Source organism: Intestinimonas timonensis (genome assembly GCF_900626145.1).
Taxonomy (GTDB): Bacteria; Bacillota; Clostridia; order Oscillospirales; family Oscillospiraceae; genus Intestinimonas; species Intestinimonas aquisgranensis.
Window position 1 is genome coordinate 1,149,244 of the sequence record NZ_LR130816.1, and the last position, 22,325, is coordinate 1,171,568.

At 51.8% G+C, this 22,325-nt stretch carries 25 protein-coding genes; 20 read left to right on the forward strand and 5 right to left on the reverse strand.

Features of this window, described 5'->3' with window-relative positions; translation table 11 throughout:
• Positions 1–12 precede the first annotated feature (12 nt).
• From E0E29_RS05675 to E0E29_RS05705, 6 genes are all read left to right on the forward strand, one after another.
• Positions 13–258, forward strand: a complete 246-nt coding sequence (locus E0E29_RS05675) for a DUF4315 family protein (protein WP_130848983.1) — start codon at positions 13–15, stop codon at positions 256–258.
• Positions 248–1,447, forward strand: coding sequence for a DUF4366 domain-containing protein (locus tag E0E29_RS05680; protein WP_130848984.1), 1,200 nt, complete (start codon positions 248–250; stop codon positions 1,445–1,447). The genes E0E29_RS05675 and E0E29_RS05680 overlap by 11 nt, the downstream gene beginning before the upstream one ends.
• 154 nt (positions 1,448–1,601) lie before the next feature.
• The gene (gene srtB, locus E0E29_RS05685; RefSeq protein ID WP_341273099.1) at positions 1,602–6,389 is read left to right on the forward strand and encodes a class B sortase; all 4,788 of its coding nucleotides are present in this window, start codon (positions 1,602–1,604) and stop codon (positions 6,387–6,389) included.
• A 65-nt stretch (positions 6,390–6,454) separates the two neighbouring features.
• Complete coding sequence (locus E0E29_RS05690; protein ID WP_130848985.1) at positions 6,455–6,937, forward strand: hypothetical protein; 483 nt, start codon at positions 6,455–6,457, stop codon at positions 6,935–6,937.
• A gap of 420 nt (positions 6,938–7,357) precedes the next feature.
• The gene (locus E0E29_RS05700) at positions 7,358–8,086 is read left to right on the forward strand and encodes an FAD-dependent thymidylate synthase (RefSeq protein ID WP_479723851.1); all 729 of its coding nucleotides are present in this window, start codon (positions 7,358–7,360) and stop codon (positions 8,084–8,086) included.
• Positions 8,083–8,496, forward strand: coding sequence for a dUTP diphosphatase (locus tag E0E29_RS05705; protein WP_130848988.1), 414 nt, complete (start codon positions 8,083–8,085; stop codon positions 8,494–8,496). The genes E0E29_RS05700 and E0E29_RS05705 overlap by 4 nt, the downstream gene beginning before the upstream one ends.
• Positions 8,497–8,537: 41 nt before the next feature.
• Here the strand turns inward: E0E29_RS05705 and E0E29_RS05710 are convergent, their stop codons facing one another.
• From E0E29_RS05710 to E0E29_RS05720, 3 genes are all read right to left on the reverse strand, one after another.
• Complete coding sequence (locus tag E0E29_RS05710; protein ID WP_130848989.1) at positions 8,538–8,804, reverse strand: type II toxin-antitoxin system RelE/ParE family toxin; 267 nt, start codon at positions 8,802–8,804, stop codon at positions 8,538–8,540.
• Positions 8,804–9,064, reverse strand: a complete 261-nt coding sequence (locus E0E29_RS05715) for an AbrB/MazE/SpoVT family DNA-binding domain-containing protein (protein ID WP_130848990.1) — start codon at positions 9,062–9,064, stop codon at positions 8,804–8,806. The genes E0E29_RS05710 and E0E29_RS05715 overlap by 1 nt, the downstream gene beginning before the upstream one ends.
• A 261-nt stretch (positions 9,065–9,325) precedes the next feature.
• Positions 9,326–9,640 (reverse strand): helix-turn-helix domain-containing protein, encoded by a 315-nt coding sequence (locus tag E0E29_RS05720; protein WP_130848991.1) that lies wholly within the window; start codon positions 9,638–9,640, stop codon positions 9,326–9,328.
• Between the two features lie 126 nt (positions 9,641–9,766).
• Between E0E29_RS05720 and E0E29_RS05725 the strand changes: the two genes are divergently transcribed.
• The 14 genes from E0E29_RS05725 (at position 9,767) to E0E29_RS05790 (ending at position 20,932) form a co-directional block, all read left to right on the forward strand.
• On the forward strand, positions 9,767–10,279 hold the full coding sequence (locus E0E29_RS05725; protein WP_479723852.1) for an SLOG family protein: 513 nt from the start codon (positions 9,767–9,769) through the stop codon (positions 10,277–10,279).
• 75 nt (positions 10,280–10,354) lie between these two features.
• On the forward strand, positions 10,355–10,492 hold the full coding sequence (locus tag E0E29_RS05730; protein WP_130848993.1) for a DUF3789 domain-containing protein: 138 nt from the start codon (positions 10,355–10,357) through the stop codon (positions 10,490–10,492).
• Positions 10,489–11,379, forward strand: coding sequence for an LPD28 domain-containing protein (locus E0E29_RS05735; RefSeq protein WP_165449798.1), 891 nt, complete (start codon positions 10,489–10,491; stop codon positions 11,377–11,379). The genes E0E29_RS05730 and E0E29_RS05735 overlap by 4 nt, the downstream gene beginning before the upstream one ends.
• A gap of 17 nt (positions 11,380–11,396) precedes the next feature.
• Positions 11,397–13,505 (forward strand): DNA topoisomerase 3, encoded by a 2,109-nt coding sequence (locus tag E0E29_RS05740; protein WP_130848994.1) that lies wholly within the window; start codon positions 11,397–11,399, stop codon positions 13,503–13,505.
• Positions 13,502–13,879 (forward strand): cysteine-rich VLP protein, encoded by a 378-nt coding sequence (locus E0E29_RS05745; RefSeq protein WP_130848995.1) that lies wholly within the window; start codon positions 13,502–13,504, stop codon positions 13,877–13,879. The genes E0E29_RS05740 and E0E29_RS05745 overlap by 4 nt, the downstream gene beginning before the upstream one ends.
• 227 nt (positions 13,880–14,106) lie before the next feature.
• Positions 14,107–14,562, forward strand: coding sequence for a hypothetical protein (locus E0E29_RS05750; protein ID WP_242622381.1), 456 nt, complete (start codon positions 14,107–14,109; stop codon positions 14,560–14,562).
• A gap of 11 nt (positions 14,563–14,573) precedes the next feature.
• On the forward strand, positions 14,574–15,206 hold the full coding sequence (locus tag E0E29_RS05755; RefSeq protein WP_130848997.1) for a hypothetical protein: 633 nt from the start codon (positions 14,574–14,576) through the stop codon (positions 15,204–15,206).
• A 12-nt stretch (positions 15,207–15,218) separates the two neighbouring features.
• Positions 15,219–16,151: a DUF4316 domain-containing protein gene (locus E0E29_RS05760; protein ID WP_130848998.1), complete on the forward strand. Its 933-nt coding sequence runs from the start codon at positions 15,219–15,221 to the stop codon at positions 16,149–16,151.
• Positions 16,152–16,153: 2 nt separating this feature from the next.
• Complete coding sequence (locus E0E29_RS05765; protein ID WP_130848999.1) at positions 16,154–16,852, forward strand: hypothetical protein; 699 nt, start codon at positions 16,154–16,156, stop codon at positions 16,850–16,852.
• Positions 16,849–17,187 carry a plasmid mobilization protein gene (locus E0E29_RS05770; protein ID WP_130849000.1) on the forward strand — a complete coding sequence of 113 codons (339 nt, stop codon included), beginning with the start codon at positions 16,849–16,851 and terminating at the stop codon, positions 17,185–17,187. Before E0E29_RS05765 ends, E0E29_RS05770 begins: the two co-directional genes overlap by 4 nt.
• Positions 17,188–17,278: 91 nt before the next feature.
• Positions 17,279–17,569, forward strand: a complete 291-nt coding sequence (locus tag E0E29_RS05775) for a CD1845 family protein (protein WP_130849001.1) — start codon at positions 17,279–17,281, stop codon at positions 17,567–17,569.
• Positions 17,562–18,170 carry a DUF3849 domain-containing protein gene (locus E0E29_RS05780; protein WP_242622382.1) on the forward strand — a complete coding sequence of 203 codons (609 nt, stop codon included), beginning with the start codon at positions 17,562–17,564 and terminating at the stop codon, positions 18,168–18,170. The genes E0E29_RS05775 and E0E29_RS05780 overlap by 8 nt, the downstream gene beginning before the upstream one ends.
• 30 nt (positions 18,171–18,200) lie before the next feature.
• Positions 18,201–19,610 (forward strand): relaxase/mobilization nuclease domain-containing protein, encoded by a 1,410-nt coding sequence (locus E0E29_RS05785; RefSeq protein WP_130849002.1) that lies wholly within the window; start codon positions 18,201–18,203, stop codon positions 19,608–19,610.
• A 296-nt stretch (positions 19,611–19,906) separates the two neighbouring features.
• Positions 19,907–20,932: a radical SAM protein gene (locus tag E0E29_RS05790; protein WP_130849003.1), complete on the forward strand. Its 1,026-nt coding sequence runs from the start codon at positions 19,907–19,909 to the stop codon at positions 20,930–20,932.
• 141 nt (positions 20,933–21,073) lie between these two features.
• On the opposite strand, the gene E0E29_RS05795 is transcribed toward E0E29_RS05790, so the two are convergent.
• Complete coding sequence (locus tag E0E29_RS05795; protein ID WP_130849004.1) at positions 21,074–21,268, reverse strand: PspC domain-containing protein; 195 nt, start codon at positions 21,266–21,268, stop codon at positions 21,074–21,076.
• 270 nt (positions 21,269–21,538) lie between these two features.
• Positions 21,539–22,318 carry an ABC transporter permease gene (locus E0E29_RS05800; protein WP_479723848.1) on the reverse strand — a complete coding sequence of 260 codons (780 nt, stop codon included), beginning with the start codon at positions 22,316–22,318 and terminating at the stop codon, positions 21,539–21,541.
• Positions 22,319–22,325 lie beyond the last annotated feature (7 nt).

The window sequence follows — 22,325 nt, forward strand, 5'->3', positions numbered from 1 at the left end:
GGAGGTAACAAATTGAACCCTAAAATTGAAAAACTGGCAAAAGACATTGAAAAGACCAAGGCGAAGATCGCGGAGCAGCAGGCCAGGCTCCGGGATTTGGAGAAACAGAAAACGGAGCTGGAGAACACCGACTTTGTGGCGGTGGCCCGCAGCTACCACCTGACGCCCCAGGAATTGGCCGAATTCTTAAAAACGCGGCAGATGGCGTCCGCACAGGAACCTTTGCCGCAGGAACAGGAGGAAGTGCATGAGGACTAAACGAATCTCTCTCCTTGTGGCGCTTGTCTTTCTCATAGGCGCCATGACCTTACCCATGACGGCTTTTGCCGCCGGGGGCAAGGACACCACGCCGCCCACGCTTACGGCGGTGCTGGATGGGGAAACCGTAAAGATCGAGAGCAGCGACGACAATTCCGGCGTGGAGGCGGTCTATATCGACAAGACCCGTGTAAATTCCCTTGTGGACGGAAAAGCCTCTGTCTCGCTGAAGGATTATGCCGGCACGGATAAAAAAGTGAGCGTTTATGCGGTGGATTATGCCGGGAACCGTTCTGATACCGTGAAGTTTGACAATCCCTATTATAAGGAACCGGCGCCCACGGAAAAACCGGCTGCACCCACGCAGCAGAGCCAGGGCAGCACACCGGTAACGAAACCAGCGCAGACCCAGGCGGCTTCTTCCGGCAGTACGGGCACTGGCACCCAAAGCGGCAATTCCGGCAGTTCCAACATGGGAACAGTTTCGGGAGGCACAAGCTCCCAGGGCGGCAGCTCCGGCAATACAGGAAATTCCAATGGTAGTCCTTCCGACACACCGGAGCCCACCACTTCCTCCGTCCCGGATGGCGCTTTTACCCCGGAGGGGACCGGGACCGTGCTGGACAGCGCCACCGGCGAGGATGGGGATAAACAGTTTTACACCATTACCACCGAGGCCGGGAATGTATTCTATCTTATCATTGACGGCAAGCGTGACGACAACAACGTGTATTTCCTGAACGGCGTTACCGAGGCGGACCTGATGGCCCTTGCGGAAAAGGGCGACGGCAGCGTGAGCGTGATCCCGGCTGCGGATGTCTGCACCTGTAAGGAGAAATGCGAGGCCGGAAATGTCAATACTGGTTGCCCGGTCTGCAAAAACGACTTAAACGGCTGCATCGGGAAAGAAAAGCCGGCAGAGCCGGAGGAACCGGCTGAACCGGAACAGCCGAAGAAAGATACCGGCAGCGTCGGCACGATCATCTTTATCATCGTCGCCCTGCTTGCAGTCGGAGGCGTCGGTTACTATGTGAAGATCGTGCGCCCGAAGCAGCAGGCGGCGGACGAGGACGAATTTGACGAGGACGACGGCTACGGGGAGGGCTTTGACCCGGACGAGGCTTACGGGGAGCCGGAATATCTCTCCGAGGATGACTTTGAGGATAGCACCCATGAGGACGGCGAGTAATGCGCCGTCCTTACCTATTTTATGAAAGTGAGGTCTTTCTATCGTGAATATGAAAACAAACACACACCGCCGCGGTCTGCACAGGATCGTGGCATTTTTACTCTGTGCGGTATGCGTCTTTAGTCTGCTCCCCGCCCAGGCGTTTGCGGCAGGCGTGGGCCAGAAAGCAAGCTCCTGGCTGGGCGATCAGTATGTGGGCTCTGACGGGCAGCATTATTATTCCCCGGCGCCTACCAATTTTCTTGCTTACAATTCGGACGGAACCACTGAGAAACGTTCCGGCTCCGGCGGCAGCGCCTACCGGCATTATATGCTGACGGATTCGGACGGTGTGACCCATTCGGTCTACTGTGTGGAGAGCGGGATTCCCTACAACACTTCCGAGAACACCTATACTTCGGAGAATGGGACCAACAGCAATTACCTGAATATGCTCCCTTCCGCTGCCAAGCGCGGCATTACCCTGACCGCGATCTATGGCTGGAAACCCGGCGCCTCCCTTCCTGTTTCCGGAATCAATGAGGACGATTATAAAATTGCGACGCAGATTATTCTCTGGGAATACCAGCAGCAGCTTCGGAGCGACCCCTACAGCAGACACGGCAACGGCCATGCTTCGGCGGACCAGTATTACAGTGTGATTGCCGGGCGTCCCGCGGAAAAGGCATACAACTGGATTCTGGAACAGGTGGCGTCCCACTCCACCGTCCCTTCCTTTACCGCAGCGAAAAAGGGGGATGCCCCTGTTTTGGAGCTGAAATGGGACACCAGCAGAAAGGTCTATACCCTGACTGTTACCGACACCAACAACCTGAATATCGACCTGCAAATGCTTTCCGGCAGCGGCGTGTCTGTTACCCGAAATGGCAACAAGTACACTTTTACCAGCAAGAACATGATTATGGACCCTGTGACCTTTGAATTCCGCAAGGACATTCCGGTTGCCAACGACATGCTGATCTGGGGCCGCCCTGGTTATCAGACCATGATGACCGGCGCCAGCGACCCGGTTTCCTTCTTCGTAAAGATCAAGACCGAGACCTACGGCACCGCAAAGATCGTAAAGACCAGCGAGGACGGCATTGTGTCCGGGATTTCCTTCCACATTTCCGGCACCGACATATTGGGAAATGAAGTCAACGAGAATGTCACCACCGGGGAAAACGGGCAGATCGCAAAGAAGCTCCTTCCCGGTACTTACCTTGTGACCGAGATTCCGGTAGACCGCTATGTGACCCCTTCCGCGCAGTATGTAACGGTGGAAAGCGGCCAGACTGCCTCTGTCCATTTCAGCAATATTTTGAAGAAATTCCGCGTCCATGTGGTAAAGAGTGACGCGGACACCGGAACCGCCCAGGGCGACGCTACCCTTGCGGGCGCGACTTACGGCCTGTTCAATAACGGCGATCTGGTAGATACCTATACCACCGGGCCGGACGGCAGCTTTATGACCCGCTACTATGTCTGCGGCGATAACTGGACCCTCCGTGAGATCGAGCCGAGTACCGGCTACCTTCTGAATGATACGGTCTATGAGGTGGGCGCTTCTCCTTCCCTGTACGAAGTGGAACTGAACACCGCGGAGAACAATGTCACCGAAACCGTGATCTATGGCAATATTCAGCTTGTGAAGCATACGGACGATCCTGACCCGGATGTGTCCGAAGATGAAAATACGGGGGAACCGAATGAGGGTGTGATCGAGCGCCCGGAGGCTGGCGCTGTCTTTGAAATCTACCTGAAGGCGGCGGGCAGCTATGACGCGGCAAAGGAAAGCGAGCGCGACCTGCTCACCACGGACAGCGACGGCTTTGCTTCCTCCAAAATGCTCCCTTACGGCCATTACACGGTCCACCAGACAGCCGGCGAGGAAGGCAAGGCGTTCATTCCTGATTTTACCGTCTTTATTTCCGCAAACGGCCAGACCTACAGCTATATCCTGAATAACCGCACCATTACCGCAAGGCTCAAAGTGGAGAAATGCGACGCCGAAACCGGGAACATTATTCCGATGACCGGCACGGGTTTCCAGATCAAAGACCTTTCCACCGGGGAATTTGTCACCCAGGAAATCTTCTACCCGACCCCGGAGACCCTTGATACCTTCTATGTTTCGGACGAAGGCTGGCTCATGCTGCCGGAACCTCTGCATACCGGGGATTATGAACTTTATGAGGTGGCGGCGCCTTACGGTTATGTCCTTTCCAGTGAGCCCGTACCGTTCACCATTGATGGCAGCGAGGCGATTGTGACCGTCACGCAGTACAACATGCCCCAAAAGGGACAGCTCACCATCACTAAGACCGGTGAGGTATTTGCTTCCGTCCAGGAGAACGAAGGTCTGTATCAGCCGGTGTATGAAGTCATGGGGCTGCCCGGCGCGGTCTATGATGTGATCGCCGACGAGGATATTTATACCGGCGACGGTACGCTGCGTGCGTCAAAAGATACGGTTGTGGAAACCCTTACCACCGGGGACGACGGAACAGCACAGAGCGGGCTTTTGTACCTGGGTCGCTACCGCCTGGAGGAACGCCAGGCGCCGGCTGGCATGGTCGTAAACACTACGCCGGAATATGCGGAGCTTACCTATGCGGGTGAGACCGTGGAGATCACACAGACTGCTATCGGCCTTTATGACGAGCGCCAGAAGGTCGATGTTACCCTGTTCAAAGCTCTGGAAACAGACGAGCTCTTTGGCATTGGCTTTGGCGAGGAATACAAGGATATTTCCTTTGGCCTGTATGCTTCCGATGACCTGACGGCTGCGGATGGCAGCGTGATTCCGGCAGGCGGGCTTCTGGAAGTGGTTTCCGTTTCCGCGAATGAGGCGGGCGGATATGACGCTTCTTTTGCCTCTGACCTGCCTTTTGGCAGCTACTATGTGAAGGAGCGCACCACAAACGGCGCCTATGTCCTTTCCGATACCGAGTACCCGGTGGTATTTGAATACGCGGGTCAGGAGGCGACGCTGGTACAGATTCTTGTAAACGAGGGTGAGGCCATTTCCAATGACCTGCTCCGCGGGCGTGTAGACGGTGTGAAATATGGCGAGAACGCGGACGGCGGCGAGTCTGTGAAGCTGGAAGGCGCGGTCATGGGCCTGTTTAAGCCTGATACCGAGGAATTTACCGAGGAAAACGCGCTGTTTACCGTTACTACTGGTGAGGACGGCAGCTTTGCCTTTGAGAATATCCCTTACGGCCACTGGATCGTAAAGGAGATCGCCGCGCCTGCGCTTTATACCATCAGCCCGGAAGAACACCATATTTATATCGGTGTGGACGGCCAGAGCATTGAAATCCGTGTGGACGATACCCTGATCCGTGGCAGCGTGCAGGTCAGAAAGACCGAGGCCGCCCGCGAGCCTTCTTCCGTGGAGAAGGAGGACGAAGATAACAACACCTTTATGCGCTTCCTTTCCGGCGCGGTATTTGAGCTTTACGAGGATGTGAACGGCAACAAGGAATTTGACAGCGAGGATAAGCTGCTGGGAACGCTTACGGAAACGGATGCCGGATTCCACACAGCGGAGAATCTTCTGGCAAAGGGCTATTTCGTGAAGGAAAGCAAAGCGCCGGAGGGCTACCAGCTCGACAAAAACGCCTACTACTTTGAGATCACCGAGGACGGCCAGACGGCAGTTGTGGAAAATGGCGAGGCCGGACGCGGATTTACCAATGAGGCGTACCGCGGCAATCTGAAAATCACAAAGGATTCCAGCGACGGGCGAAAGGATGGTTTTGCCATTGAGGTCAAGAGCGCGGACGGCTCCTACTGTGAAACCTTTACCACACCGAAATCCGGTGTGATCGAGGTCAAGGGGCTGCGTGTCGGTATTTATACTGTAACAGAGGTTGCAAATCGGGCAAGCAAGGACTATATCATTCCTGACGCGGCCACGGTGGAAATCAAGGCGGATGAAACCGCGACGGTCCAGTTCTTCAATGAAAAGCCGGAGGAACCGACAACCCCGGATAATCCGAACACGCCTTCCAATCCGTCTACTCCGACCACTCCGGGCAAACCCGTACCGCAGACCGGGGATGACAATTTCATTTTCCTGTATGGGAGCCTTTTGGCGCTGGCTGTGATCGGCGGCGGACTGTTCGCAGCTTTCTACTTCAAAAGGGGGAAATACAGCAAAAGCACCCCTAAGACAAAGGCTGTCGGCATTACGGTGGTTTCTCTCTGCGCGGCGCTGGCCCTGTGCAGCGGCTTTCTGATGGTACGTGACATCAGCCAGTATACCAAAAGCGCCGGCGCCTATGATGACCTGGCTTCTCATGTAGAGCTGCCGGAACAGACCGAAGCACCGGAGGAAGGCGAAACGGAACCTGCCGGGGAGGACCCTTCTGTGGTCCTCCCTGTGGTGGACTTTGAGGCTTTACGGGAGACCGGGCCGGACATCATCGGATGGCTCACCCTTCCCAATACGCCGATCAATTATCCGGTGACGCAGACAGACAACAACGAGTATTACCTGCATCACCTGTATGACGGCACTTACAGCAAGGTTGGCTGTCTGTTTGCGGATTATGAGAATCAGGCAGACTTTTCAGACCGCAATACCATTATCTACGGTCATAACATGCGGGATGATTCCATGTTCGCTACGCTGAACCAGTATGACGAACAGAGCTATTTTGATGAACACCCGCAGATGTACCTTGTTACCCCGGACGGCGGCTATATCATGGAGATTTTCACAACCTTTGTGGCGAAACCGGCAGAATCCGGCAGCGACACTTCTCCCTGGCGTCTTAACTGGAAGGATGACGGCGCTTATACGACCTGGCTTAGCGCTATGGCGGAGCGTTCCGTTGTGGAAACGGATGTCACGGTGACAAGCAGCGATAAGGTGCTGACCCTTTCCACCTGTACGCCCGGAGGCGCGAGCCGCTTCATCGTCATGGCAAAGCTGGTGGAAGTAAACAACTGAACAGACTGAAAACCGGTGCGGGGGCATGTGCTCCCGCACCAGTCATTTACAAGGAGGATTTTTCTATGGTGAATACCATTGTTTCAATACCCGGCTATGTGCATCTGTACCGCTCCCTTCTTAGGTTTTACGACATGCCGGAAAATGAGATCAGGGAAATGCTGTACCTGCTGAACACGGCCAACCTGGACTGCTACGAGTATTACCACCCGGAGCGGGAACTGGTTGAAAGCGGCCCGGTAGCCTTCTGCCACTGGCTGGAGACGATGGACTGCCGGCCCTACCGCACGGAGGTACAGCTTTATAAGTCGCTGCTGTTCCTACAGCGCAGCGTGGACCGTGACCTGATCGTGACCGCCCAGCGGGAGGCGCTTCAAACGCTGCGCTGTATCATTTCCAACCTGGAATACCGCTTTTATAAGGCGTATGGTATGGAGTTTGAGGACAAACGGACGGTGTACGGGGAATGTACCTACCGACTGGTTCCCAGAGAGGACGAACCGAGTGTGTGCCTGATGCACGACTGGATTTATCTGCCGAGTGCGTAAAATAAAAACTGTCCCGGATTTTATACAATATTCGGGACAAATCCATCTTTTCAAAGGAGGGATGCCACATTACACAAAATGAAGTCAATGCTGTATTTGACGAGCAGGTGCGGCGCTGTGCCGACATTCTGCAAAAGAAAACCAAAGAATACACAGGGGACGATACGGACCGGCTGGGCGCGTTCAAGGCCGCGGCTGCTTTACAGCACTGTTCGCCGGAGCGGGCTCTTGCCGGGATGCTGGCAAAGCATATCGTTTCCCTGTATGACATGTGCTTTGCGGAGAATACCTGTTTTGATATGAGCACATGGGATGAAAAGATTACAGACAGTCTCAACTATCTGTTTTTACTGAAAGCCATTGTAAAGGAGGGACATACCAATCAACAGAATTGAAGTGAAGGTTTTGAATTGCCAGGCGGTGCAGGAGGCCGAGAAAAATATGGTCTTTGCCGCCAGGCTTACCCAAAGAGGCCACCGGATCGCCACAATGGATGATCTGATGGCCCTTTATGAAAAATCGTTCAGTGATGATACTGTGGCAGCCATCGGCAGCCTTCCGCACCCCACGGTCCAGAAATTCGCGGTAATCACGGTTGCCGTTGTCGGTGCCAGCCGGCGCTTTCTGGCGCAGATCACAAGACACCAGAACGAAGTTAAGTTTATGAGCGCGTCCTTGCAGTACAGCAATTATACGGGGCAGGCGGATTTTGCCGTACCCTACGAAGTGCTGACCGCGCCGAAAGCAATTCAGGAAATGTATCTGGAAAGCTGTAAATCCGATATGGACTGTTACGAAGAACTGTGCGCGGTAGGAATCGGACACGACGCGGCGGGGTACGGCACACCGCAGGGGCTAAGGAATGTTCTGGTTATCAGCGCCACGCCTTATCAATGGAAACATATCATCGGCCAGAGGGTGTGCCGGCGTAATACGGACGAAACCCGAATTGTGCTCCTGAAAATCTGGCAGGAGCTTTACACATTAAGCCCGGCACTGTTCGCTCCTGCCCTTGCCGGTCCGTTCTGCCAGAGGGATAAATGCCTGGAAGGGAAAATGACCTGCGGCCAAAAGCTAAAGCCGGATATGACGCCGGAGGATATTCTGAAAGCTGACTATCCGGCACTTCTGGAAGGAGGCGGCGCATGAAGATCAAGCTGATTGACTTTGGCGTACCGGAAAACCACCGCCCCTTCCGTCCTCATGGGAACGACGCCGGCGCGGATGTGTATATGCCCTATGACTGCACCTTGCAGCCGGGCGAGATTGCGAAGGTTCCGCTTGGCTTTGGAATTGAGGTGCCGGACGGATATGCGGGGTATGTATTCCCCCGCAGCAGTATGGCCGTTAAAGGGCTGGTCTGTGAACTGCCGCCAGTAGATTCCGGCTATCACGGTGAAATCCATGCGATTATCAGTAATGTAAGCCATGAGACACATACGCTGCATAAAGATTCCAGAATCGGGCAGCTTATCATTATGCCAGTGGTGATTGCTGATTTTGTGACAGAATTTTCGGATAACCGGGGAACGGACGCCTTTGGCAGTACAGGAGAATGAGAAAAGGCGGCGCCTACTGTATGTAAGCGCCGCCCCGGTTCTTAAAACTGGTCTAAAATGTCATGGTGTCCAACATCAACAAGAATAATGATCTTATCACCCTCATAATACCAGATAATGCGGATGTCCATGTTGACGCTGCACTCAAATAAATCCCTGGTTCCCTGGATGCGTTTCGTGCGGAGGGATGGGTGCATAGGATTTTCGGCCAAAAGCTGCAATTTGTTTTGAAGCTGCTTTTTTTCCTGTGCGGTCAAATCCTTAAAGTGCTTTTGAAATCGTTTGGTAAAGGTAAATTGGTAGGCCATCATTCTGCCTCCAATTTTGCGAACAGTGCGTCTACACTGTCAAATACAGGCTGTTCGCCGGAGGCGATCTTAGCCTTTGCCTCGTCAATTTCCCCGCGGAGCTCGTCGAGGTATTTTTTTGGATATACGACAACCGGCATCATGCAGATGGTTCCGTCCTGCTCGAAAATATCCAGTTTATCACCTTCCGAGAGACCCAGTTTTACAATGATCTCCTTTGGAATGGTGATCTGTGATTTCTGACGTAATTCGGCCAGCATATAATCATCTCCTTCGCTTTAAGATTGAAAGTAGGAATTTCTTACTTTCTTACTTATAGTATATCCACTTTTCAGGGATTATGCAAGGGGGTACGAAAAAAGTTTACATTTCATTTTGAAGAAAGCAGCATGGATCTGCGCCGTTAGACAAAAGGCGGCTCATTTTAGGACAAAACATGGATTATCGCCGGTATAGGGATTGGACATTATCAGGACATTACCGGGTACAATAATAAGAAAAGCGGCCAACTGCTGGCCGCTCTACCGTTTGCTATTGAGTTCTTTCATAATGCCGAGAATATATTCCATTGATTTTGAGTCCAGTTTTTTGGCCTCAGCCATGAATTCCTGTAGCGTCTGCGGGCAGGCATTTTCTTCATCAAAGAATTCCTGGGGTGTTACGCCGAGATATTCGCAGATGTAGAAAAAGGACTGCATGGCGGGAAGTGACTTCTTATTCTCAATGTTGTTGATGTAGTTGTTCGCCTGACCCAGAGACAAAGACATGTCACGGGCCGATACACCCTTTAGCGCCCTTAGCTTTGCCAGCCGTTCCGGGACAAAATCTTCATACATCATAGTCACCTCCTTCTGCATAATAGATTGTACCTTACAGGAGGCGAATATTCGCTAAATAAAAAAGGGTATTTGCATTGACTTGCTAAAATAAGCCTATTACAATATAGCAAGACGGTAGTTTTAATCTATTACTGGAGGTGCCAGATGGAGAAGAAAGTATGCTGTGTCACGGGACACAGGAATTTGCCGCAGAATCAAGTCAACTATGTAAAGGCCGCCCTGCTGCGTGAAATCGAAAAGGCGGTTGCGGACGGCTTTACCTGCTTTATGAGCGGGTTTGCTGAAGGTGTGGACCAGTATTTTGTGGAAATGGTTATGGAAAAACAGAAAGATGATCCTTCACTGGAACTGATTGCCGTAATCCCATATCAAAAACGGTTAGACAGTCTCAGGGCAAAGGGGCGGACCTATGAAATGCTGGAGGCTTGCCGTGATGTCGTTGTGATACGGGAAGAATACCAGCCCAGCGTCTATTCCCACCGCAACCGTTATATGGTGGAACACTCTGACCGGGTAATCGCTGTGTATGACGGGCGGGAAAAAGGCGGAACTGTAAGAACGATCCGCTTCACTCATCAAATGAAAAAAGAACTGCGGGAAATTTCTGTGGGAGAAATCCATCTCCCGAAAAAGTAAACAGAATAGGAAAGCTTGGCATAACGCTCACTTAAACAGTGGGCGTTTTTTTATACCCGGAAGGAGGTGATTTTTATGTGGAACCTGATAACACACTTTCTGATTTTTACAGGCGGTATGTCAGCCGGCGTCGTACTGATGTGTCTTTTACAGGTCGGAAAGCAGGCGGATGAACAGATGGAGGAAATGCAAAGGAGGAAATCGAATCAATGAGTGTGGACGCAACGAAGGAACAGTTTGAACACATAGAGATGTTTGGAAAACCTGCCCTGTTCACGGATGCCCGTGTTGATATAAGCACGCTGCCGCTGGGATTTTACTGTTATAACCTGCGGGGTTCAGACAATGATCCTGGCAGGCCGGTAACGCTGGAGCTACATGTTGGCGTCAATCATGCGGGGACTGTATTGACGCCGCAAAAGATAAAGATTCCAGAGAGCGGATATAAGAGGCTGAAAGATGGACTGAACTTCCTGGACGAAGAAATCAGCCTGGAACAGTTTTGCCGGGAATATCAGATTGACTTTAAGCCCCGGCTTGCCATACAACCTGCTTCTAATCGTGAGGCAGGTATTTTTTATGCGCAGGACCCGGACACAGACCGGATGATGGGGGCTATCGGCCATGTCCGCATTGACTTTGGACAAAGTGGTAAAGAGTTTTGGCATACCTGGCACCCCCGCGGGGATGAAAGCCTGAACAGCGCCGCGTTCAAAGAGGAATTAACACAGGTAGTCGATCAGCTCCGAGACAGCGTATTGAAGGATTTACGTGCTATGGACCGCTTCTGTTATGAGCATGGCGGCAAGATCGACGGGGGCTGGCGGCAGAATTACGGCTACATCATTGAAACTGAAAATTATCGTTACTGTCTGCGCTGCTCTCCCGGTCAGGGGGATTATCATGCTTACCTTAGTTGTTTTGATCTGAATCTCCAACGCGTAAATTTGGCTAAGGAAAGTACCATTGCCGGAGAGCTGTCTGGCAATAAGAAAAAAGGGGTCCTGAACCAGCTTTCGGATCACCGGGAGCAGATTCAAGAAAAGGATGTTGTGAAACCCAAAGCAAAACAAGCCGGTAAAACTGATCCGAGCTTATAAAAATGGAGGTTACGAGAATGAAATTAGTGATTGCAGAAAAGCCCTCCGTCGCCATGTCGTTGGCGGCGGTATTGGGTGCGAATGAGAAAAAGGACGGCTATCTGGAGGGCGGCGGGTATCTGGTGAGCTGGTGCGTTGGCCATCTTTTGGAACTGGCGCAGCCTGAAGCCTATGGGGAGCAGTATGCCAGATGGCGTTACGGTGATCTGCCAATCCTGCCGGAAGAATGGAAATACGAGGTGCCGAAGGATAAGAAAAAGCAGCTTGACCTTCTTTGCCGGCTGATGAAGGACAAACGGGTGGAATCGGTTGTATGCGCTACCGACGCCGGGCGCGAGGGTGAATTGATTTTCCGTCTGGTCTATCAGTACGCCGGTTGCAGCAAGCCGATGGAACGCCTCTGGATTTCCAGTATGGAGGACGCGGCGATCCGGGATGGGTTTGAACACCTGCGCCCCGGTAAGGATTATGACCGTCTCTATGATGCCGCGGTCTGCCGGGCTGGGGCTGACTGGCTGATTGGCATTAACGCTACCCGTCTTTTCTCCGTGTTGTATGGCGTCACGCTCAATGTGGGGCGCGTCATGTCTCCTACACTGGCCCTTCTGGTACAGCGGGAGGCGGATATTCAGGCATTTACAAGCAAGCCCTTTTATGTACCGGAGATTACCTGCGGCGGCTTTACCGCCTCCGGCGAAAAGCTGTCCGGGAAAAATGAAGCTGAAAAAATTCGCATGGCCTGTGACGGAAAAACTGCCACGGTGCTTTCTGTGGAAAAGCAGGTCAAAACGGTGCAGCCTCCCCGTTTGTATGACCTGACGACCTTACAGCGGGAATGTAACCGCATTTATGGATATACGGCCCAGCAGACCCTTGATTATGTGCAATCCCTCTATGAGAAAAAGCTGGCGACCTATCCCCGGACGGACAGCCAGTATTTGACCGAGGATATGCAGGCCACCGCCGTCTCCCTGATCCTCTGGATGCGGGACAACATGCCCTTTGGAAAGGGCTGTATCGGTGAGCCGGATATTGACCGTGTGACCGATGGCAGCAAAGTCACCGACCATCACGCTATCATTCCTACGGTGGAGATTGCCCGGACGGATTTGTCGGAGCTTCCTTCCGGGGAGCGGGATGTGCTGACGCTGATCGCTATGAGGCTCCTTTGCGCCACCGGCCAGACGCACCGCTTTGAAGCGGTCACGGCGGTACTGGATTGTGCAGGCCATTCCTTCACAGCGAAAGGAAAGACCGTCTTGCAGGCAGGTTGGAAGGAAATTGAACGGCTCTACCGCATGGGGCTGAAACAGGCGGAACCGGAAAAGGCAGACCCCGCAGACGCGGCCTTGCCGGAGCTTGCCCAGGGCCAGACCTTTGAACCGGTGTCAGCAGGCGTCCGGGAAGGCAAGACCTCCTCGCCAAAGCACTATACAGAGGATTCCCTATTGGCAGCTATGGAAACGGCAGGCGCGGCAGACGCGCCGGAGGATGCAGAGCGCAAAGGTTTAGGCACCCCGGCTACCCGTGCCGCCACACTGGAAAAGCTGGTAGCAACCGACTTTGTGCAGAGAAAGAAGAAACAGCTCATACCTACGGAAAAGGGAACCAACCTGATTACGGTCCTGCCGGATAATATCAAATCCCCTCTGCTTACCGCGGAATGGGAATCCAGACTAAAACAGGTGGAGCGCGGCGAGATCAGCGCGGAGGCTTTTATGGAAGGGATCGCCGATATGAGCCGGGCGCTTGTCAAAGAACATACTGCACCGGAGGAACGGTTTGCCGGCCTGTTCCCCGACGCGAAAGGGACCCAGCGCGAGGCTGTCGGCACCTGTCCCCGCTGCGGCGGCACTGTGTATGAGGGCAAAAAGGGATTTTTCTGTGAAAATCGGGACTGCTCCTTTGCCCTCTGGAAAGATAACAAATTCTTTACAGGTAAGAAGAAAACCCTGACAAAAACCGTTGCGGCGGCCCTTCTGAAAGAGGGCCGCGTTTCCATGTCCGGGCTTTACAGTGAAAAAACAGGCCGGACCTATGACGCGGTTGTGGTGCTGGATGATACGGGCGGCAAGTATGTGAATTTCAAGCTGGAATTTCCGGCGAAGAAAGGCGGGCGCAAATGAGCGCCCCACCGGAAAGGGAACTGACACGATCCGAGCGGACGGCGATCCGAAGGCTGGTGACGAATTTGTGCGCCAATTATGACTGCCAGGATAAGCTCTGCCTCCCTCTGGACTGTCCCTGTTTCATGCTGAATAAATGGTGGACCGGCGCGTTCTGCCGTTATTTCCGGGCGGCGGTGCTGCCTACGGAGCCAAAGCTGGAATCTGCCTTGACCGGTGAAGATACTTCTCTCAGGCAGAAGATATGCCCGGTCTGCGGAAAGGCTTACCTTCCGGTCACAAGCCAGGCGTATTGCTCCGATTATTGCCGGTCCTTTGCCAGACGGAAATCCGAGCGGGAACGGAAACGGCGCAGGAGGCAAAACAGGGGGTGATGTGTCCGCAACTTAGCCCAATCAGACCAGTGTTTTCAAGGGTTTTAAGGCCCTGTTTACGGGGCACCTATATTAGAATACTCCCGGCCTCTGAAATGGGGTTAAGTTGCGGACAAAGGGCGCTTTTGGGCGCTCTATTTTTATGACAGTTTGGAGGGATGCCTATAGAAAAAATACCGATTGTGCCAGAGATCATGCGGATCGATACCAGGACGCAGGCCATTGACATGCAGCAGATCGACAACCGGCGCTTTCTGTTCAATCCAAAGACCGATGTGCTGATCCTGGGAAAACAGTTTGGAAAAACGAAGGGACTTCCAGGCAGCCATGCGGAAGAACTGGCGGCTGCTGGTATCATAAAGGATTTTGATAGCTTTGTACGGGGCTGGATCGGGACTGGCAGGAACTATCCCAAAGGGGTGATCCACTTTGCCCCATGTGTAGATTCCGGAAATATTTCTCTTTTTGACCGGGCTTTTGACACGCTGGAAATGTTCAGGGAAAACGGTGCTCTGGCCGGAACAGTGGTACGGGGCTTCGGGAGCCGGTGGGAACAGCCCTTATCTGCGATCCTTACGGATTTACAGAAAGAGGAACAAAAGCCCTCCCTCCGGCAGCAGCTACGGAAAACGCCGGAGGGCAAAGCGGTTCGGCACAGGAAAGAAAACCAACAACAACGATAGGAGGCGATTTTTTGAGTATCAACCATATTGAAACAGAGGACCTTCGCCGTATGGAGGAAAAAGACGGCCTGATCTTGCAGGGCTGCGGCGGCGAGCTGCAGGAATGGCTTGACGGGATCAATGAAATGTTTACCGAGAACGGTATTCTGAAAAACGGTGCGAAGTTCCAGGATATTTCCGCTTTTGAGTATGACGGCCTTACCTGTCTGCTCTATCCCTTTGAGGGTGTGGACCTGGAGATTGGAAAACTTGCCGTGTGGCGTTTGCAGACCCATGATACTTTCGGCGGCACATGGCTCTCTGATTTTGTTCCCAACCGCCTGGGCGGGTTTATCGGGGAACCGGCGCCGGAGCCGGAAAAGCCGGACTGTGCGCTGATCGGGCAGGATGGCAATATTTTTAACCTGGTGGGGATCGCTGCCCGCACTTTGCGGGAGCATGGGCTTACAGACCAGGCAAAGGAAATGAAGGACCGGGTATTTGCTTCCGGCAGCTATGGCGAGGCGCTTTGTATCATCGGCGAGTACGTCAATATCACAGATACGGAGCCGGAACGCAAGCCCTCCCTCCGGCAGCAGCTTAAAGAAACGAAAACAGCGGAACCGTCTGCCCGGCTAAAACCGGAAAAGCAGCAGGAACGATAACAGGAGGTGCCGATGGAAAAAGAAAAGACTTACGGTGTATGGGCGGTGCGCAGCGCCGCTTCAATCTTTGGACGGGCGGAAAGCTGGTGTAAGGAGGACGGCAGGCCCCTTGAATTTGCCTCCCAGGAGGCAGCCGAGGCTTACGCAAAGGAATGTAACAGCCGCACGACTGCCAACGTCCACTATTTTGTAAAGGAAAAGGAACCGGAACCGGGTGCTGTCCGAAGGGACGGAACACAACCGGACAGAGATGCCCGCGCCCATGAGGAACAGACGCCCCGAAACGCGGCGGTGGAAAAACTGAATGAGATTCCCGGCAGGCAGCTTCCGAAAGGGCCGGACCCTTTGGTGGAAATCCGTTCCGCGGTACACAGCAATTATGCCGGCATGGTCGCCATGCTTGCGGCAGATAACCGGGTCTATCTGGGCCGTGGGGAACGCTATCACTATCAGGACGGGTTTACCTCCTATTACGATAACGGCGACGGTTCCCTATGCTTTGTCACCGACCGGGCGGATATGTATTATTTCCTCTACGGTGAGGGCTGGACCCATTCTCAGGCGGAAATGCTGGAGCGCGGGCTTACAGCGGATCAGTATGCGGAGTTTGCCCGGCTGCAAAACGGCGTTCTCCGGCAGTTTGAAGCGCAGCGGGAAATCCTGTTCGCCGGGCAGCCCTTCCAGCCGCCCGAAAGCTATCTACGGAACGCGGAACTTTACGAGGAAGGACAGACCGGCAATTATAATATGCTGGACGGCAGGCTGAACAACGAGCCCCCGGTAAAACCAGACCTGACAGACGGCCAGACCCATGAGGAAATCCGGGAGCTTGCACCGGAAACCTTGCCGGAAGAAAAGCCCTCTGTCCTGGACCGCCTGAAATCCGAGCGCCCGGAGCATGAGGCGAGGCAGATCACACCGCCTGTCCCGGAAAGGGGACTTTGAGTATGGGGACAAAATTTGAAGGTGTTGACGTGCTGGACTTTCTGGGCCAAGTCGTAGAACTGCATACACAGCATTATAAAGAAGATTTTGACATGGATAAAGAACTGATCCAAAACCTTGCCAGAAATATGCAGCCGGAGAAGTGCAATCTCCTGTGGATGTCCCGGCCCTGCGGCACCTATTGTTTGAGCGAGCGGGAGGTGTATTTACAGGATAGCAACGAAAATAAAGTGTGGATGTTCTACCATGAGCAGACGAATGACCCGATTTTAGCTTATGCCCTTACATTGGATGGTTTGCAGGATGGAAAAGTGACCGGCACCATCTACCCTCTGGATTACCCTTCCCATGTGGAGCGGGTGAAATCGTTGTCCTGTCCCATTGACCGGGTAACGGTGACATTCGAGGACGGCGTACAGTTTACTTTGCCGTACCAGTCACGGAGACGGCAGATCAATGAACTTATGCCGGAGCATGGCACCCCAAAATCCATACAGTACGCGCCGGAAAGCGAGCGGGAGCTGGCGGTGATCCTGCGCCGGGAACGACTGAAACGGGATTACCATGCAAAGCCGGGCAATGTTCAGGATTACATGGAAAAATTAAAAAAGGCGTCCATGCGCGGCAGGCTCAAAGAGGCCCAGGCCGCCGTCGCTGCTCCCGGTAAAGGCGTGCCCTATAAAGGCGGGCTGGACCGATGAAAAAAGAAAACCGCAACGTACAACTTCACTTCTTTGTTACCGAGCCAGAGGCGGAACTAATAAAAGAACGTATGGCACAGACCGGTGTAGCCAATCTTTCTGCCTATCTTCGCAAGATGGCGGTGGACGGTTACATCATTCACCTGGACATGGACGACATTCAGGAAATGATACGCCTCCTTCGTATCTGCTCCAACAACCTGAACCAGTACACCCGGCGTGCCAATGAGACCGGCAGCGTTTATGCTGCGGATGTGGAAGATCTGCGTACCCGACTGGATGACCTGTGGAATGGCATGGATAAGCTGCTCCGGGGATTTGCAAACATTTCGTAAACGGAGAAAATAGCCGTTGCTTTCCGGGAACCGGCACGGTAGAATTTTGGTAGAGGGATATGATATTTTCCCGTGGAAGGAGGCTTGACCTATGCGTCTGATATTCAAACTGTTGGCGTTTCCCTTTGTCCTGGTTACGGGGCTTCTTTATCTGGTGTGCAAGTTCCTGGTGATCGCGTCCGGCGCAGTGCTGGGGATTTTATCAAGCATTGTATTTCTGGCGTCGCTGGTGCTGTTCTTTACTGCCGGAGTGTGGGCCGGGCTTGCATGGCTGGTGATCGCGTTTCTGATAAGCCCCTACGGTCTGCCAATGGCGGCGGCCTGGCTGGTCGGGATGATCGGTGGCGCAAACCACGCGCTCAAGGATTTTGTATTTGGATAAACTTACGGGCGGGGCATTTTCGGTGTCCCGCCCTCTTTTTCACTATTCGTGGCTGTCTCACAAGGCAGCTTTTTCTATTTGGAGGGATCACATGAAAGACACAACACAGCTATATATCTATCCGGCTTCCTATGCGCGTGAGCATGGAGAGCTGGAACAATACCGTGCTTCCTATAAGGCAAATATCGCCTGTAAGGAGGCAATCGAACAGGCCATTGCCGATCACTACCGGGATAACCACCTCGGCACGGAGGCAGTACATCAGGTCTTGGAACAGTTCGGCTATGACCGGATGTTTTATGTGCTTGCCAACACGGTCCGGCAAAAGGATTGGGACGGGCGCATTTCCCGCGATAACAAAGCATGGGCGAAAACCATTCCGGTCTATGAGAACCCGGACGGCTTCGGCCAAGACCGGAATGTTTACTTTGTGGTGGACCGCAGCCACCCCGGACTTACAGATTTATTTCTCACCCAGGCACGGAAGGAGTATGCGCTGTCCCAGGAGAAAAAGCCTTCTGTCCGTGACAGTCTGAATAAAAACGCTGGGCAGCAGACCAGAGCAGAGAAACCAAAGCAGCACAAGAGCCAGGAACGATAAACGGCTAAACTGAATTAAGGAGGTGTTGGTATGGCGACTACACGGCTGATGCCGCTGCATGTAGGAAAAGGCCGGGATGTGTCTACGGCTATTGCGGACATTATTGACTATGTGGAGAATCCGCAGAAAACGGATTTTGGAAAATTCATTTATGGCTATGAGTGTGATACCCGGATCGCGGATGCGGAGTTCCTTCTTTCCAAGCGGCAGTATTTGAACCTGACCGGACGGGACCGGGGCGCGGATGATGTGATCGCCTACCACCTCCGGCAAGCCTTCAAGCCCGGCGAAGTCACGCCGGAAGAAGCGAATCAGATCGGGCGGGAGCTTGCGCTGAAGCTGACAAAGGGCAATCATGCCTTTGTGGTGTGTACCCATGTGGATAAACACCATGTTCATAATCACATCATTATCAATTCCACCGCCCTTGACTGTACCCGGAAATTCCGCAACTTCTGGGGCTCTACCTGGGCGATCCGGCGCATGAATGACAAGCTGTGTCTGGAGCACGGTCTGTCAATCGTGGAAAATCCAAAACCCAGCAGGGACCACTATGGCACATGGCTGGGAAATACGAAACAGCTCTCCTTCCAGGAGCAGCTACGCCGGGCAATCGATGCGGGCCTGGAAGAAAGGCCGAAGGATTTTGAGGACTTCCTGAAGAAGCTGGAGGCTGCCGGAATCGAAGTCAACCGGGAACGCAAGAACCTCCGGCTCCGGGTGCCGGGGCAGAAAAACTATACCCGATGCAATACGCTGAAAGGCGACTATACCGAGCAAGCCATACGGGAACGGATCGAAGGCACCCGCACGGTAAAGCCCCGCCGTACTTTTTCGCAAAAACCGGTTCCAAAGGTTGGACTGCTGGTGGATATTGAGGCGGCGGTCCGGGCCGGCAAGGGGTCGGGCTATGAACGCTGGGCGAAGGTATTTAACTTAAAACAGCTCTCCCAGGCGGTGATCTACCTGAAAGAGCATGGGGATATGAGTTATGAAGATTTGCAGGAAAAAGCTGCGGCGGCTACCGCCAGCTTTAATGCACTGTCGGCGCAGATCAAGGAACTGGAATCGCGGATGACCGCCAACGGAGAATTGCAGAAGCAGATTGTCAACTATGCAAAAACGCGGGCGGTTTATGTGGAATACCGCAAGGCAGGTTATAGTAAAAAGTTCCGGGCGGAGCATGAGGCGGATATTCTATTGCACCAGGCAGCGAAGAAATATTTTGACAGCATGGGAATTACGAAACTGCCCTCCGTCAAATCGCTCCGGGAGGAATACGCCGGTCTGCTGGAACAGAAACGGAAAGCCTATGCTGCTTATAAACAGGCCCGGTCTGATATGAAGGAGCTCCATAATATCAAGGCCAATGTGGACTATCTGCTGGACATTCCTTCTTCCCAGGAGCAGCAGAAAGACAAGCAAAAATCCCGGCAATAATTCTCTGCTGCTTTGGGTTTTCAGCGTTCCGAAGGAACGCGCAGCCGTCACCGCAGGTGACGATCTCAGGGGTTTGGGGACATGTCACCAACAAGCGTTTTCGCAGGTTTGCCGGGTACGGCAAATCTGCGAAAATAAGCAAACTTGTACAAGTTTGCATTGCTTGCCAGTATGTTTTATGAGCTTTTACAGGTGAGCCTTCCCCAAAGGATAGCCCCTATCAAAAAAGTGCCTTCTTGATAAGAACTTTATAAGATGATACCCTTATTCTGAATCATCAAGGAGGCTAAAATCAAATGAAAGATATAGAAATTGGACCCATTCGTCCACCGTCAGAAAGTGAAAGTCTGCTTATCCGTGTAACCAGAGGATGCCATTGGAACAAGTGTTATTTTTGCGGGCTTTATAAATCTATGAAATTTTCCATGCGTCCGATTGAGGAAACGATAGCAGATATAGAGAAGCAAGCAACGCTGTATCAGGGGAAAAAATTCAAGTCCTGTTTTCTACAAGATGGGGATGCTCTGGTATTGAAAACGGATTATTTGCTTCGGATATTAGAAGCACTTAATAAGTGCTTTCCCGATCTGGAATACATTACTTCCTATGCTCGCGCAGACAGTATTACACGAAAAAGTCCGGCAGAACTAAAGGAACTGCGACAGGCAGGATTGAACCACTTGTATTGTGGTATGGAAACTTGTTCGGATAGAATATTGCAGCTCATTAACAAAGGCTTTAATGCTGATACAGTTGTGAAAAGTGGCTGTATGGCGAAAGAGGCCGGAATGATTTTATCTGAATTTATTCTGTTGGGGATCGGCGGCAAAGAGTTTTCTGAAGAAAATGCAGTCCAGACAGCAAAGGCGCTGAACATTATTCAGCCTGATTTTATCCGTGTCCACGCCACAGGTATTAAGCCGGAATCCAAGCTGGGCGAGTTCGTCCGGGACGGCTCTTTCACCTTGCAATCAGAAGAAGAAATTGTAATAGAGCAAAAGCTGTTTTTACAGCGGTTGCAAGAGATGGACAGCTACTATGTGAATGAACATATCATCAATCTTCTTTTGGAAGTCCGGGGCAATTTGCAGACAGAGAAACAGGAAATGCTATCGGCGATTGATCGGTTTTTATCTTTATCCCCGGATGAAAAACTTCTTTTTACGATTGGCAGGAGGCTTAACATTTTCTTTCTGCTGGATGATTTGAAAAAGCCGGAGCTGCACAAAAAGGCGGAAGAAAGTCTGCGAAAGATTTTGAGTAAAAGTCCAGATGTTGACTTTGCTGCACTGTGCAACTATATCCGGCAATCTCAGATTTGATTTCTTCATAAGATAAAAAGAGAGCGGCGGCTTTGATTTCTCAAAGTCGCCGCTTATAGATATGCACTCTTTTCAGTTATCCATTATATTAGACTGGTACTACAAAAAAAGTGAATAACATGAGTACATAAAATTCTCTTATCAGTAGCCTTTCGGTTCTTTTGGAACGAATATAGCAAATAAGATATAGACCAACAAACCACTCCCGTATGCAGCGACAAGTGCTACACAGAGCAGTCGCACTATTTTAGGGTCTATATCAAAATACTTTGCAATACCTCCACAGACGCCGGCAATGATCTTGCCTTGTCTTACCCGATATAATTTGTTCCTCACACAAAGTCCTCCTTTCAGCATTGTGTACTGGCCCTTATTCTCAATCACGCAAATCAAGCGAGTAGGAAAAAGCGCACATTTCCAGTAGTACGAGTGACATAATGAGTGACAGTCTGTTAATGCAAACCAAGTTGGTTAGCCCATTCCTCTATCTGTTCCGTCATTCCTTTGTTGGGAGTATCATTGAATTTATCTTCGGTATAACAGTGTAGCGCAGCGAAAAGCAGCAACACTATTATTAGAGCAATCAGTTTTTTCATTTTGAAATACCTATTCCTTTTTATCTCTACGATTCAGCCCTTTCAAGAGTAATACAGAAAGACAGCCGCATAGCAGCAACACAAGAATGCTCACTATTTTTTTCCCAATGGTTGTTATATGATAGCCGGAAAGATTGAATATGGCGTCGATAGGGTATAAATATAGCAATCTGCTTGACATACCCGCAAACAGTCCGGCAATGGAATAAAGTTCGGTAAATACCAATGCCAGCCAGTAACTTTTTTTCATACACGGTACAACAGCAATGATGGGTGAGATTGCAAGAAACACACCGATACCATCCAACAGATATTCCTTCATGCAGCTTAAAACCAGTTCTACCGATAAATCAGAAAAATGTAACAGGGCTTCGGTCAAAAATGTTATAGAAAAAAGCAGTAAGTATAAAAGCACACTGAATACAAAAGCTATCATCATTTTTGCCGCAACTAATTTTCCTTCGTCTACAGGAATCAGCCGTAGGGATTTCATTGTGTCATCTTCTTCCTCACGGCAGATCATATAGCTCCCTAAAAGGGAAATGACCGCTGGAAGAACAAACATAGTCGCCAGGGGTTGTGCTTCATCCATATACCATCCGGCATTGTCTATATATCGTGAACCCTCATATACGACCTTTAAGCCATACTGTACGTCCGGGCCATCGTGTATACCCTGCCCTTCTGCAAAAACAATAATCGCGAGCAACACTGTTGCGAAAATGGTGATCCAGACAATATTTGAACGGCGGAGCTTTCTATATTCCGCCCAAAGTAAGGTACACATCATTCGCACC